General features: G+C 73.2%; 11 protein-coding genes. 7 read left to right on the top strand and 4 right to left on the bottom strand.

Annotated features, from left to right (window positions below):
* Positions 1–5 precede the first annotated feature (5 nt).
* A complete protein-coding gene (locus tag AB0M46_RS16055; protein WP_363336511.1) occupies positions 6–839 on the bottom strand; it encodes a sugar phosphate isomerase/epimerase family protein in 834 nt (277 codons plus the stop codon).
* A gap of 19 nt (positions 840–858) precedes the next feature.
* On the opposite strand from AB0M46_RS16055, the gene AB0M46_RS16050 reads away from it, so the two are divergent.
* A complete protein-coding gene (locus AB0M46_RS16050) occupies positions 859–1671 on the top strand; it encodes an AAC(3) family N-acetyltransferase (RefSeq protein ID WP_363336509.1) in 813 nt (270 codons plus the stop codon).
* An 83-nt stretch (positions 1672–1754) separates the two neighbouring features.
* On the opposite strand, the gene AB0M46_RS16045 is transcribed toward AB0M46_RS16050, so the two are convergent.
* Positions 1755–2312 carry a hypothetical protein gene (locus tag AB0M46_RS16045; RefSeq protein WP_363336507.1) on the bottom strand — a complete coding sequence of 186 codons (558 nt, stop codon included), beginning with the start codon at positions 2310–2312 and terminating at the stop codon, positions 1755–1757.
* A 110-nt stretch (positions 2313–2422) separates the two neighbouring features.
* On the opposite strand from AB0M46_RS16045, the gene AB0M46_RS16040 reads away from it, so the two are divergent.
* The 5 genes from AB0M46_RS16040 to AB0M46_RS16020 all read left to right on the top strand — a co-directional run bounded on the left by AB0M46_RS16040 (position 2423) and on the right by AB0M46_RS16020 (position 9850).
* Positions 2423–3826: an AlkA N-terminal domain-containing protein gene (locus tag AB0M46_RS16040; protein WP_363336506.1), complete on the top strand. Its 1404-nt coding sequence runs from the start codon at positions 2423–2425 to the stop codon at positions 3824–3826.
* Positions 3827–3870: 44 nt separating this feature from the next.
* A complete protein-coding gene (locus AB0M46_RS16035; RefSeq protein WP_363336580.1) occupies positions 3871–4332 on the top strand; it encodes a methylated-DNA--[protein]-cysteine S-methyltransferase in 462 nt (153 codons plus the stop codon).
* 42 nt (positions 4333–4374) lie between these two features.
* Positions 4375–6129, top strand: coding sequence for an ABC transporter ATP-binding protein (locus AB0M46_RS16030; RefSeq protein WP_363336504.1), 1755 nt, complete (start codon positions 4375–4377; stop codon positions 6127–6129).
* Complete coding sequence (locus AB0M46_RS16025; protein ID WP_363336502.1) at positions 6119–7903, top strand: ABC transporter ATP-binding protein; 1785 nt, start codon at positions 6119–6121, stop codon at positions 7901–7903. Before AB0M46_RS16030 ends, AB0M46_RS16025 begins: the two co-directional genes overlap by 11 nt.
* 171 nt (positions 7904–8074) lie before the next feature.
* Complete coding sequence (locus AB0M46_RS16020; protein ID WP_363336500.1) at positions 8075–9850, top strand: tetratricopeptide repeat protein; 1776 nt, start codon at positions 8075–8077, stop codon at positions 9848–9850.
* Positions 9851–10255: 405 nt separating this feature from the next.
* Here AB0M46_RS16020 and AB0M46_RS16015 read toward each other — a convergent pair whose 3' ends face one another.
* Positions 10256–10645 carry a hypothetical protein gene (locus tag AB0M46_RS16015; RefSeq protein WP_363336498.1) on the bottom strand — a complete coding sequence of 130 codons (390 nt, stop codon included), beginning with the start codon at positions 10643–10645 and terminating at the stop codon, positions 10256–10258.
* Positions 10646–11104: 459 nt separating this feature from the next.
* Positions 11105–12289, bottom strand: a complete 1185-nt coding sequence (locus AB0M46_RS16010; RefSeq protein ID WP_363336578.1) for a DNA recombination protein RmuC — start codon at positions 12287–12289, stop codon at positions 11105–11107.
* Between the two features lie 67 nt (positions 12290–12356).
* Between AB0M46_RS16010 and AB0M46_RS16005 the strand changes: the two genes are divergently transcribed.
* Positions 12357–13085 (top strand): hypothetical protein, encoded by a 729-nt coding sequence (locus AB0M46_RS16005; protein WP_363336496.1) that lies wholly within the window; start codon positions 12357–12359, stop codon positions 13083–13085.
* Positions 13086–13166: the final 81 nt, after the last annotated feature.

Genomic DNA, 13166 nt, shown 5'->3' with positions numbered 1-13166 from the left:
TCCGCTCAGGCCAGCTCGATGCCCAGCTCCGCGGTCAGCCCGGCGAACGCCCGGGCCGCCTCCCCGAAGCGCCGCGGCCCGGACAGCACGTCCGGCCGCGCGGGGTCGGCCAGGTGCGGCTCGAGCGAGGCGAACCCCTCCCACCCGTCGTCCCGCAGCGCCTCCAGGGTCTCCCGCAGCTCCCCGTCCCCATGCCCCGCCGGCACCTCGACCCCGTCCGCCGCCCGCGCGTCCTTGACCTGCAGGTACGCGATGTGTGGCCGCAGCAGCGCGTACCCGTCGGTGAACGGCCGCACGCCCACCTGCACGAAGTTCGCGTTGTCCCAGGCCACCCGCAGCGCGGACGAGCCGACCGACTCCACGATGTCGAGCACCCGCGAGGGCGTGTCCCCGTAGATCGCCTTCTCGTTCTCGTGCACCAGCACGACGGACTCCCGCTCGGCGACGTCGGCGAAGGCCCGCAGGCGCGCCAGCACGGTGTCGCGCACGGCCACCGCCTCCACGCCGTCGGGCCGGTAGAACGAGAACAGCCGGATGTAGCGCGCCTCCAACCGGCGCGCGGCCGCCACGACCCGCTCCAGCCGGGCGAGTTCGGGGGCCGGGTCGTCGTACACCTGGCTCTTGCCGATCGGCGACGCGATCGCGGAGACCCGCACCCCGTGCCGTTCCAGCAGCCCCGACAGCCGCGCCAGATCCTCGTCGGACATGTCCACCACGTTGGTCCCCCAGGCGCTGCGCACTTCGACGTGCGAAGCCCCAAGAGCCAGAAGCACCTGCAGCTGTACCGCAAAATCGGCGTCGATCTCGTCGCCGAACCCCGACAGCATCCACCGCGTCATACCGGACATTATGAATGCCATGGAAGACTACGCCGTGGCCCGCGCGACCCGCCCGGGCACCGTGGAGAGCCTCGCCCACGATTTGCGTGCCCTGGGCCTGCCCGAGGGCGCGACGGTCGTGGTCCATTCCTCGCTGTCCCGCCTGGGCTGGGTGGCCGGCGGCGCCCAGGCCGTCGTGCTGGCCCTCCTGCGCGTGCTGGGCCCGGACGGCACCCTGGTCATGCCGACCCACTCCCGCGGCCTGACCGAGCCCTCCGACTGGGGCAACCCGCCGGTCCCCGAGGAGTGGTGGCCGATCATCCGGGCCGAGACCCCGGCCTACGACCCCCGCGTGACCCCCACGGGCTACATGGGCGCGATCGTCGAGTGCTTCCGCTCCTTCCCGGGCGTGCGACGCAGCTCCCACCCGACCGTCTCCTTCGCCGCCCTGGGCCCGCTGGCCGAGCGCATCACCGCCGGCCACCGGCTGGACGACGGCCTGGGCGAGCACTCGCCGCTGGCCCGCCTGTACGACGCCGACGCCTGGGTGCTCCTGCTCGGCGTGGGGCACGGCAACAACACGTCGCTGCACCTGGCCGAGTACCGCGCCGACGCACCCGAGCGGTATCGCCGCCAGGGCTCCCCGATCCTGGTCGACGGCGAGCGCCAGTGGGTCGAGTACCGCGAGCTCGTCAACGACACCTCGCTCTTCGTCCCCTTGGCCAAGGACTTCGCGGAGATCACCGGCGGCGAGCGCACCGGCCCGGTGGGCGCCGGCACCGCCAGCCTGACCCGCCAGCGCGCCCTGGTCGACTTCGGCGGACGGTGGCTGTCCCAGCGCGCCGCACACTGAACCGCTGTCCACTTCGCGCCATGGCCGAACGGCCGCCGGCCCTGACGGGGGCCGGCGGCGGAATTTGGAAGCGGACTGCCAGCTCAGGCCTGCGCGAGGGGGTCGTCCTTCGGGTCGTCGTACTGCACCGTCTCGAAGTGGCCGTCGAAGTCACTGTCGGTGATCGTCACGTCACGGCGGCCGTCGCCGTCGAGGTCGCGGGCCACGTAGTCGGCCTTGCCGTCGAAGTTCGTGTCGCGCACGTCGGTGTCGATGTTGCCGTCGTTGTCGAGGTCGGCCACGACCCGGTCGAAGCGGCCGTCGCCGTTGGTGTCCAGCGCGGCCACGTCCTTGTCGCCGTCGTTGTCCGTGTCGATGAACACGGCGTCGATCCGGCCGTCGCCGTTGAGGTCGCGCAGCTCGGTATCGAGCGTGCCGTCGCCGTCGGTGTCGATCGCGTAGCGGTCGATCTTGCCGTCGCTGTCGTCGTCGTAGGCGACGGCGTCGGCCCGGCCGTCGCCGTCGCGGTCGATCGCGTAGATGGTCTCGCCGTGCTCCCCGTGCAGCGTGACGACGGTCGGTTCCGGCCCCTGGTCGGCGGCGGACAGCCCGGCCTCGCCCTCGCCGCCGGCGCCCGGCCCGGCGGAGTCGTACTCGGTCATCGCGGTCTCCATCTCGTGTACGTTGGCCACCACCTTAGGCGTTCCCGGCCAGCCACATTCGGGTCCGAAAACCGCCAGTCGCCGGCCGGGACGCGAGGCAGGATGGAGTCGTGAAACTCGACTTCGAAACCTGCCGCAAGGCGGCGACCAGCCGGGACTCGCGCTTCGACGGCGTGTTCGTCACCGCGGTCAAGTCGACCAAGATCTATTGCCGGCCGTCCTGCCCGGCCATCACGCCGCGGCCCGAGAACGTGACGTTCCTGCCGACCGCGGCGGCCGCGCAGCGCGAGGGGTACCGGGCCTGCCTGCGCTGCCGGCCCGACGCCGCGCCCGGCTCGCCGGACTGGGACGTGCGCGGCGACGTGGTCGGGCGGGCCATGCGGCTCATCGCCGACGGGGTCGTGGACCGCGACGGCGTGCCGGGGCTGGCCGACCGGCTCGGGTACACCGAGCGCCACCTGCACCGCATGCTCACCGCCGAGGTCGGCGCCGGTCCCCTGGCCCTCGCGCGGGCCCAGCGCGCGCAGACGGCCCGGGTGCTCATCGAGACGACCGGGATGGGGCTGGCGGAGATCGCGTTCGCGGCCGGCTTCGGCAGCGTGCGCCAGTTCAACGACACGATCCGCGAGATCTACGGCCGCACGCCGTCGCAGCTGCGGGCCCGGCGCAGCCTGCCGCAGCAGGACGAGGGCGTGGTGGCGGTGCGGCTGCCGTACCGGGCGCCGCTGCACGCCGAGTCGCTGCTGTCGTTCCTGCGCGACCGCGCCGTGCAGGGCATCGACGCCGTGGAGGAGGGGCAGTACCACCGCAATCTCAGGCTCCCGCACGGCACCGGCCGCGTCACGCTCGCCCCGCGCGACGGGCACGTGGCCGCGACGCTGCACCTGGCCGACGTGCGCGACCTGGCCCCGGCGGTGGCCCGCTGTCGCCGGCTGTTCGACCTCGACGCCGATCCGGTCGCGGTGGACGCGGTGCTCGGCGCCGACCCCGCGCTCGCCCCGATGGTGCTCAAGGAGGAGGGCGTGCGGGTGCCCCGCGCGGTCGACGGCTTCGAGATCGCGGTGCGGGCCGTCGTCGGCCAGCAGATCTCGGTGCCGGCCGCGCGCACGGTACTGCGCAAGCTCATCGCCGCCGACGCGGGCCTGTTCCCCACGGCCGATGAGCTGCTCGCCCTTCCCGACGAGGCGTTCGCGATGCCCGAGGCCCGGCGGCGCACCCTGCGCGGGCTGGCCGCCGCGGTCGCGGCCGGCGAGCTCGACCTCGACGGCGGCGGGGACCGCGACGAGACGGTCGAGAAGTTCAAGGCGCTGCCCGGCATCGGCGACTGGACCGCCCAGTACGTCGCCATGCGCGCCCTCGGCGACCCGGACGCGTTCCTGCCCACCGACCTGGGGGTGCTGCGCGGCGCGCGGTCCGCCGGGCTCCCCGACACCCCGAAGACCCTGGCCGCGCACGCCGAGCGCTGGCGGCCCTGGCGCTCCTACGCCGCGATCCGACTCTGGAGGATGCAGTGAACACGTACTTCACCACCACCGACACCCCGGCCGGCCCGTTCACGATGATCGTCGACCCCGACGAGGCCGTGCTGGCGTCGGGCTGGACGACCGACGTGCGCGGGCTGATGGTCCTGGCCAAGCTGACCGAGCACCCGGAGCATCGCGGGCAGCTGGGCGTACCGTCGAAGGCACTTGAATCCTATGTGGACGGTGACCTGACGGCGATCGACGACGTGCCGGTGCGCCAGCGCAGCGGGGAGTTCCTCAACCACGCGTGGGAGGTGCTGCGCACGGTGCCCGCCGGGGCGCCGGTGACCTACTCCGAGTTCGCCGCGCGGTCCGGGCGGCCGGCGGCGGTGCGGGCGGCCGCGATGGCCTGCGCACGCAACGCGGCCGCGCTGTTCGTCCCCTGCCACCGGGTGCTGCGCCTGGACGGCACGCTCGGCGGGTTCCGCTGGGGCCTGCCGGTCAAGCGCTGGCTGCTCGACCATGAAGCTGACCGCTCAAGTCATGAAGCTATCTGAATATCGCTTGGCGCCTATGTAAGCGCCACGTAGCTTGGAAGCATGTCCACGACCGCCGCGCCCGCCCGGGTGCGGCGGGAGAGCAAGGCCTACGCGCTCTGGCGGATGCGGTCCTACCTGCGGCCCTACTACGCGCTCACCGCCTGGTCGATGCTCGCCGCGGTCGCCTCCACCGCCGCCAGCCTCGCCATCCCGCTGCTCATCCAGCGGGTCGTCGACGGCCCGGTGCGCCACGGCGACACCCGCGGGCTGTTCCTGCTCGGCGGCCTGGCGATCGCGCTCGGGCTGTGCGAGGGCGCGCTGAGCTTCATCCGCCGGTGGGCCCAGTCCGCCTCCTCGGTCGGCATGGAGGCGAGGCTGCGCGAGGATCTCTACGCGCACCTGCAGCGCCTGCCGATCGAGTTCCACGACCGGTGGCAGTCCGGCCAGCTGCTGTCGCGGGCCACCGCCGACCTCTCCTCGATCCGGCGCTTCCTGTCCTTCGGGCTGTTCTTCTTCGTGCTGAACATCGGCACGTACGTGGCGGTGTCCGTCCTGCTGATCCGCCTGTACTGGCCGCTGGGCGTGTTCGTGGCCCTCAGCGCGGTCCCGCTGTTCTTCATCGTGCAGAGGTTCACCGGACGGTTCTTCGCCGCCTCCCGCGAGCTGCAGGACTCCCTCGGCGACCTGACCACGCGCATCGAGGAGTCGGCGCAGGGCATCCGGGTGATCCGCGCGTTCGGCCGGCGCGACCACGTGGCCGAGCAGTTCGCCGGCGGCGCCCGGCACGTGCACGACCTCGGCGTGGGCAAGAGCCGGATGGTGGCCCGCACGCTGTCGCAGTTCGACCTGGTCCCGAACGTCACGATGGCCGTGGTGCTGGTGGCCGGCGCGGTCGCCGTCTCGCGCGGCGCGCTCACCGTCGGCACGCTGGTCGCCTTCGTGGCGCTGCAGGTGATGCTGGTCTGGCCGATCGACATCCTCGGCTGGATCATCGCCAACGCGCAGGAGGCGATGAGCGCGTCCGCGCGCATCTACGAGGTGCTGGACACGGCGCCGTCCATCGTGGACCGCCCGGGCGCGGTGACGCCGTCCGGGGTGCGGGGACGGCTGCGCTTCGAGGGCGTGGTCTTCGGCTACGAGCCGGGCCGGCCGATCCTGCGCGGCATCGACCTGGAGGTCGAGCCGGGCGAGACGGTGGCGATCGTCGGGGTCACCGGCAGCGGCAAGACCACGCTCGTATCGCTGGTCCCGCGCCTGTACGACGTCGACGCCGGGCGCATCACCATCGACGGGCACGACGTGCGCGACATCAAGCTCGACGCGCTGCGGCGCATCGTCGGCACCGCCTTCGAGGACCCGACGCTGTTCTCGATGAGCGTGCGGGAGAACCTGACCCTGGGCCGCACCGACGCCACCGACGCCGAGGTCGAGGAGGCGCTGCGGATCGCCCAGGCCGGCTTCGCCCACGACCTGCCGTGGGGGCTGGACACCCGCATCGGCGAGCAGGGCCTGTCGCTGTCCGGCGGGCAGCGGCAGCGGCTCGCCCTGGCCCGGGCGGTGCTCGGCCGGCCGCGGGTGCTGGTGCTCGACGACCCGCTGTCGGCCCTGGACGTGCACACCGAGGCGCTGGTCGAGTCGGCGCTGTCCACCGTGCTGACCGGCACGACGGCGCTGCTCGTGGTGCACCGGCCGTCCACCATCGCGCTCGCGGACCGGGTGGCGTACCTCGAGGACGGCCGCCTCGCCGCGGTCGGCACCCACTCGCGGCTGCTGGCCACCTGCCCCGGCTACCGGGACGTGCTGCGTGGCGCTTGACGTGCAGCGGTGGCGCGGCACCGCGACCGAGGAGCCCGACCCGACCCAGCGCGTGGCCAGCCGCCGCCTGCTGGGCTCGCTGCTGCGCCCGCACCGGCTGTCCATCGCCGCGCTCGTCGCGCTGCTGCTGGCCCAGAACCTGGCCGGGATGGCCGGCCCTTATCTGGTGAAGCTCGGCATCGACCGGGGCATCGGCCATCCGCCCGTGCTGGTGCTGGTGACCGCGCTCTTCGGGCTGGCCACCGCCACCGAGTTCGTCACCCGCCGGGTGTTCCTGGCCATGTCCGGCCGGGTCGGCAACGCGGTGCTGTACGACCTGCGCATCCGCGTCTACCGGCACTTCCAGCGGCTGTCCATCGGCTTCCACGAGCGGTTCACGTCGGGGCGGGTCATCGCCCGGCTCACCAGCGACGTCGACAACATCGCCGAGCTCACCGACGGGGCGCTGGACGACCTCGTGCTGGCCGCGCTGTCGGTGCTGTCGGTGGCCGGGATCCTGCTCTGGCTGGACCCGCCGCTGGCGCTGGTCACGCTGGCGTCGTTCCCGTTCCTGCTGTGGCTGTCGCGCTGGTTCCAGCGGGCCAGCGCGCGGGCGTACCGCCGGACCAGAGAGACGATCGCGCTCGTCATCATCCACTTCGTGGAGTCGCTCGGCGGCATCCGCGCGGTCCAGGCCTTCCGCCGCGAGCGGCGCAACGACGAGATCTTCGCCGCCGTCAACGGCGACTACGCGGTGGCCAGCCTGCGCGCGCAGCGGCTCGTCGCGACCTACTCCCCGGCCATCAAGGTGATCGGCAACGTGTCGATCGCGGTGGTGCTCACGTACGGGGGCTGGCGGGTGCTACACGGGCACACCGAGGTCGGGGTGCTGGCGGCGTTCCTGCTGTACCTGCGCCGGTTCTACGAGCCGATGCAGGAGCTGTCGCAGTTCTACAACACGCTGCAGTCCGCGACGGCCGCGTTGGAGAAGCTGGCGGCGGTACTGGACGAAGCCCCCGCGGTCGCCGAACCGCGCTCGCCGGTGCGCCTGCCGAGCCCGCGCGGCGAGCTGACCTTCGACGGCGTCGCCTTCCAGTACGACGCCGGGCGCCCGGTGCTGCCGGCGCTGGACCTCTTCGTGCCGGCCGGGCAGACGGTCGCCCTGGTCGGCGCGACGGGCGCGGGCAAGTCCACCATCGCCAAGCTGGTGGCCCGCTTCTACGACCCGAGCGCCGGCACGGTGTCGCTGGACGGCGTCGACCTGCGCTCGCTGCCGGAGGACGACCTGCGCCGCGCGATCGTCATGGTGACCCAGGAGAACTATCTCTTCTCCGGCACGGTCGCCTCCAACATCGCCTTCGGCCGGCCGGGCGCCACCCGGGCCGAGGTCGAGGCGGCCGCGGCGGCGATCGGGGCGGACGCGTTCATCCGGGCGCTGCCGGAGGGGTACGACACCGACGTACGCAAGCGCGGGGGAAGACTTTCGGCCGGACAGCGCCAACTGGTGGCGTTCGCGCGCGCCTTTCTGGCCGACCCCGCGGTGCTGATTCTCGACGAGGCGACGTCCTCGCTGGACATCCCCAGCGAGCGGCTGGTGCAACAGGCCCTGCGCACGATCCTGGCCTCCCGCACCGCGCTGGTGATCGCCCACCGGCTGTCCACAGTGGAGATCGCCGACCGGGTCCTGGTGCTCTCGGGCGGCCGGATCGTCGAGGACGGCCCGCCCTCGGTCCTGATCGACCGCGGCGGCCACTACGCCGACCTGCACACCCAGTGGCGCGACTCCCTGCTCTAAGTGTCGGGTAATTGACACTCATCTTGGGCCTTGCGCGTGAATGGCGGGGTTCACGCCGTCGATCTACCGTGGACGCAGCGGTTCATGGGAAGATTCTCGTCACGCTACGGCGCAAGGCTCGTCGCCCGCAGTGATCTTCGCGGGGGTCATGACCAACGCAGAAGAGGACCGATGACTGGCGGACGATGGAGTGGCCAGACCCGATTTCTCGTCGTGTTCGTCGGGCTCGCCCTGGTCGGCTTGGGCGTGCTCACGACGGTGGCGTTCCGCAGCACCGCCGGCGCGGCCGCCCTCGTAGGGGCGGGTGTGCTGGTCGGCCTGGCGGGCCTGTCCGGCGGGGCGATCGTGGTCCGCTCCGCCGACCGCGAGGAGCGCATGGCCTCGGCCGGCCGCGCCCAGCAGGACGGCGACGCCGAGGGCGCCTACGACCGCTTCGTCCAGCTGATCCGCGGCCACGCCCCGCAGGCCATCGCCTACCACGAGGGCGCCAACGCGGCGCTCTACGAGGCCGCCGGCCGCGAGGGTCAGAAGCTGCAACCCGTCTTCGGGTACTTCCTGGGCCCGATCGCCATGTCCGAGGCCCACATCATCGTCGACGTCCGGGCCGGCACCGGCTTCTCCATGGCCCGCATGCAGGCGACGCTGCAGGCCCTCCTGGTCGGCCCGACCGCCGCCTTCCAGGCCGCGCTGGTCATCGTCAACGCCGCCCCCGACGACTCCATCCTCAGCTCGGTGCGCCAGCTCAGCACCGCCCTGGACCGCCCGGTGGCGGCCGTCGCCTGGCGCCTCGGCGACCAGTCCGACGCCATCTCCGAGGCGATCGTCTCCCTGCGCCGCGAGCTGCGCCGCCGCAACCACGAGTCCCCCATCGAGGTGCCGGCCGAGGTCTTCGACGAGCACGAGCCCGACGTCTACGAGCCGATGCGCTTCCCGACCCACCCGGCGCCCCCTCCCCCACCTATCCCCCAGCAGCAGCCGCAGCGCATGGACGACGACGTCTTCCCGCACGTCATGTCCTCCACCGTCTACGGCGCCCCCGCGGCCGTGGAGCCCGACCCGGTCGAGTGGACCGCCCCGGAGACCCGCCACCGCCCGAGCCACCCTTCGCCCGTCTACGACGACTCCGCGGGCTGGCAGCGCGCGACCGACCTGCACTGGCGCGGCCAGCTGCAGGAGGCCGAGGAGGCGTACCGCGAGATCGTCGACGCCCGCGCCCACGCCCTCGGCTGGGACCACCCGGACACCCTGACCGCCCGCGACCAGCACGCCACCGTCCTGCGTGACCTCGACCGCCTGGCCGAGGCCCTGGTCGAGTGCGACGAGGCGCTGACCTCCCGGGTGCGCATCCTCGGCGAGGACCACCCGGACACCCTGACCAGCCGCAGCCACCTGGCCACCATCTACCACCAGCTGGGCGACCTGACCCGGGCGGAGGCCGAGCACCAGCGGGTGCTGGAGGCGCGCACCCGGGTCCTGGGCGCCAACCACCAGGAGACCCTCATCTCGCGCAGCAACCTCGCCAAGGTCTACCAGGACATGGGCGAGCTCGACCGCGCGATCGACGAGCATGGCACGGTCATGCGGGCCCGCACCCACCTGCTCGGCGCCGAGCACCGCGACACCCTGATGAGCCGCAGCCTGCTCGCCTCGGCCCTGCACCACGCCGGCCGCCTGCCCGACGCGGAGGCCGAGCACCGGGCGGTGCTGAGCTCCCGCCTGCGCCTGCTCGGCCCGGTCCACCTGGACACCGCCGTCTCCCGCCACCGCCTGGCCAGCGTGCTGCACGACCTGGGCCGGCTGGACGAGGCCATCACGGAGTACCGCGCGGCCCAGGCCGTCTACGCCCAGCTCCTCGGGGCGTCGAGCCCGTTCGCCCGCGCCGCCGCCTCGGACCTGGCCCTGGCCGAGCGCGCCCTGCGCGGCGCCCAGGGCTCCCACCGCTACTGACCCACCGCCCGCCGACCGAGTCCGTCTGCGCGAACCGCGGCACGCTCCGCTCCAGCATCGACACGCGGGACGACGCCGGCACGACCAGGGCGGAGATCCCCGCCGACGTTGCCTCCGCGCAAGGTCGACGTCCGGCGGTGGCACTCTCGCCGCCGCCCCCCGAGGGACCACCGGTGCCGCCGACGGTCTGCGGGGCGATGGCGGTCTCGCGACGCACGGCCCAGCACCGAGGGACAAGCCGAGCCCGGTGAGAACAGACGCGGGGGTCAGCGGCGGTCTCCCGGTGCGCGGCCCGGCGCCGAGGGACGAGCCGAGCCGGTCAGGACGGACGCGGGGGCAGCGGCGGTCTCCCGACGCACGGCCCGGCGCCGAGGAGCGAGCCGAGCCGGTGGGGACGGACGCGGGTCAGCGGGCGGTGGCGATGACGCTGATCGGGGGGTCGCCGTGGCGGTACAGGGTGTCGACGACCACGCGGAGCCCGGGGTTGGCCTCGGCTCGGTCGTAGGTGCGGGTCTTGATGCGGTCGCGGTCGAAGTCGATGCGGGTGCGGTTGGCCGGGTCGTAGCGGACCCAGGTCTCCTCGCCATGCATCGGGGCGGCGGTGCCGCGGAGCTTGACCTTGATGTCGGCCTCGAACTGGGAGGCGTCGTCGGGGTACACGCGGACGCGCACCGTGTAGCGCGATGCCTTCGTATTGCCGTACTCGTCCACGTTCTGCAGGCCGAAGCCGACGTGGACGATCTCGCCGCGGGCGCTGATCGCGTTGGCGCCGGGTTTCCGGCCTAGTCCGAACATGAGCGCGACGGTAGAGGGCCCCGGCCGCCTCGGCGATCATGTGCGCGACAGTGCCGCCACGGGCTGTCGGGCATTGCCCGAGTTTGGCCGGAGAATTCGGTCCTCAATCGGTCATCGGACGCGACCCGGGAGCACCGCCGCGGCGAACCCACCCGCACGCCCCGACCCACTCCCCGGCGCCGTCCGGACAGTCAAGGCGGCGAGCGCCCGGCGTATCCGACGGGACCAGGGCCGGGGCCGGTCGAGGCGGAAGGCGTCCCGCGTATCCGACGGGAGCAGGGCCGGGCCGGTCGAGGCGGCGGGCGTCCGGCGTATCGGACGGGACGAGGGCCGGGGCGGGTCGATGGGGTGGGTGCAGGGGCTTGGCCACGCGGACCTGGCAAGGAGGCGCGCCAGCGCCGAGTGGTGTCTCGTGGGAAGAACGGTCTGATCGTGACGCGGGCCCGAGTCATGGATGGCTTATTGGGGTGGCTCTTCGCGCAAGGCCGCCAGGAGCGCCTCGTACTCGTTGTCGACCAGCTCGGGGGCCTGCAGCTGGCGGGGCGTCGTCTCGACCTGGGGCGGCGCCGGCAGGTCGTCGGCGCTGATGCCCAGCTCGGCCAGCTTGCGGGCGCTCACCAGGACGCGGGCCTCCAGGGAGCCGATCGCGCGGTTGTACGACGTGACGGCGGCCGACAGCGAGGTGCCCACCTTCGACATGTGCTCGCCCATGGTGCTCAGCCGGGCGTACAGCTCGCGGCCGACCCGGTGGACGGCCTGCGCGTTGGTGGTCAGGGAGTCCTGTCGCCAGGCGTAGGCGATGGTGCGCAGCAGGGCGACCAGGGTGGCCGGGGTGGCCAGCACGACGTTGCGGGCGAAGGCGTGCTCCAGCAGGGGCGGGTCGTGCTGGAGGGCGGCGTCGAGGAACGTGTCGGCGGGGACGAACAGGACGACGAACTCGGGGGCGGGCTCGAACGCCGACCAGTACGACTTGGCGGACAGGGCGTCGACGTGGGCGCGCAGGTGGCGGGCGTGCTGGGTCAGGCGGGTGGTGCGGGCTTGGTCGTCGGGGGCCTCCAGCGCCGACAGGTAGGCGTCCAGCGGGGCCTTGGCGTCGACCACCACCTGGCGGCCGCCGTGCAGGCGCACGATCAGGTCGGGGCGCACGACGCCGGCGTCGGTGGCGGCGGTCACCTGCTCGTCGAAGTCGCAGTGCTCGAGCATGCCCGCCGCCTCGACGATGCGGCGCAGCTGGTGCTCGCCCCAGCGGCCGCGGACCGCGGGGGCGCGCAGGGCGGCGACCAGCCGGTGGGTCTCCGTGCGCAGCTCGCCCGAGACCTCGTGCATGGCGCGCACCTGCTCGCGCAGCGCCTCGTAGGCGCCGACCCGGTCCTTCTCCAGGTCGCTCACGCGGCGCTCATACCGCACCAGCGCCTCGTGCAGCGGCGTGACCGCGTCGGCGACGGCGTCCTGGGTCTGGCCCCGGGCCTCCAGGGTCAGACCCCGCAGGGAGGCCTCCAGGCGGGCCTCGCCGTCGCGGGTCGCCTGCAGCGTAGCTTCCAGTTTCGCCAGGTCAACCGCGGCGCGGGAACGGGCGGCGAACCAGCCGAGGGCGGCTCCGGTGATGAGGCCGACGAGTAGGAGGAGGAGATTCACGGTACTCAGCATGCCGTAGGGGTACGACAGAAACCGGTACCGTCGAGGGCATGGGTTACTCGTCCTGGTTGGAGTGGTGACGGTGTTCGGCTTCGGGCGCAGGAAGCGCGAACAGCAGCAGCTGGCCGATGCGCGGGAGGAGGCCCTTCGGTGGTACGAGCGGCTCGGTGGGCAGCTCATGAATCTTTCCGGCGATGAGACGTCGGTCAAGCAGGCGCTGGTGGACGCCAGCGAGCGGTACAACGCGGCGGGTGGGCAGCTGGAGCGGGCCACCAGCCTGAAGCAGTACGACCTGGCGCGGGAGACGTCGCTGGAGGGGCTCGCCTACATCCGGGCGGCGCGCACCGCCATGGGCCTCGACGCGGGGCCGGACCTGCCGCCGCTGGCCGGGGCGCGGGCCGGGCAGATCACGAAGGAGCGCGAGGTCGACGTCCAGGGGCACACGTACCGTGCCAGCCCCGAGCCCGGCAACGCGACGCCCTACTACTACCCGGGCGGCGCGGTGGCCGGCCGCGGGGTCCCGGCCGGCTGGTACTCCGAGCCCTGGTGGAAGACGGCCCTGGTGGCCGGCGCCTGGGGAATCGGGTCCGTGCTCGTGTTCGACGCGCTCTTCAGCCCGGGCTGGGGGGACCACGGCTACGACGCGGCGTACAACGCCGGGTTCGACCAGGGCATGGATCAGGGCTTCGACCAGGGCTTCAACCAGGCCTACGACGACAGCGGCGGCGGCGATGACGGCGGCGGCGACTGGGGCGACGGCGGAGACTTCGGGGGCGACTTCGGGGACTTCGGCGGCGACTTCTGAGGCACGGGCGGCGGGGGGGGGGCGCGCGGGGGGGCCCCCCCCCCCGCAGCGGGTTTAAGGGGGGACCCCCCAAAGACAAAA

It is taken from the genome of Dactylosporangium sp. NPDC051485 (genome assembly GCF_040682015.1).
Classification (GTDB): Bacteria; Actinomycetota; Actinomycetes; order Mycobacteriales; family Micromonosporaceae; genus Dactylosporangium.
This window is presented reverse-complemented; position numbering and strand designations above follow the sequence as displayed.

Coding starts and splice junctions, on each gene's coding strand:
- AB0M46_RS16055 (WP_363336511.1), bottom strand. CDS start 839: ATGACGCGGTGGATGCTGTCGGGGTTCGGCGACGAGATCGACGCCGAT.
- AB0M46_RS16050 (WP_363336509.1), top strand. CDS start 859: ATGGAAGACTACGCCGTGGCCCGCGCGACCCGCCCGGGCACCGTGGAG.
- AB0M46_RS16045 (WP_363336507.1), bottom strand. CDS start 2,312: ATGACCGAGTACGACTCCGCCGGGCCGGGCGCCGGCGGCGAGGGCGAG.
- AB0M46_RS16035 (WP_363336580.1), top strand. CDS start 3,871: ATGATCGTCGACCCCGACGAGGCCGTGCTGGCGTCGGGCTGGACGACC.
- AB0M46_RS16030 (WP_363336504.1), top strand. CDS start 4,375: ATGTCCACGACCGCCGCGCCCGCCCGGGTGCGGCGGGAGAGCAAGGCC.
- AB0M46_RS16020 (WP_363336500.1), top strand. CDS start 8,075: ATGACTGGCGGACGATGGAGTGGCCAGACCCGATTTCTCGTCGTGTTC.
- AB0M46_RS16015 (WP_363336498.1), bottom strand. CDS start 10,645: ATGTTCGGACTAGGCCGGAAACCCGGCGCCAACGCGATCAGCGCCCGC.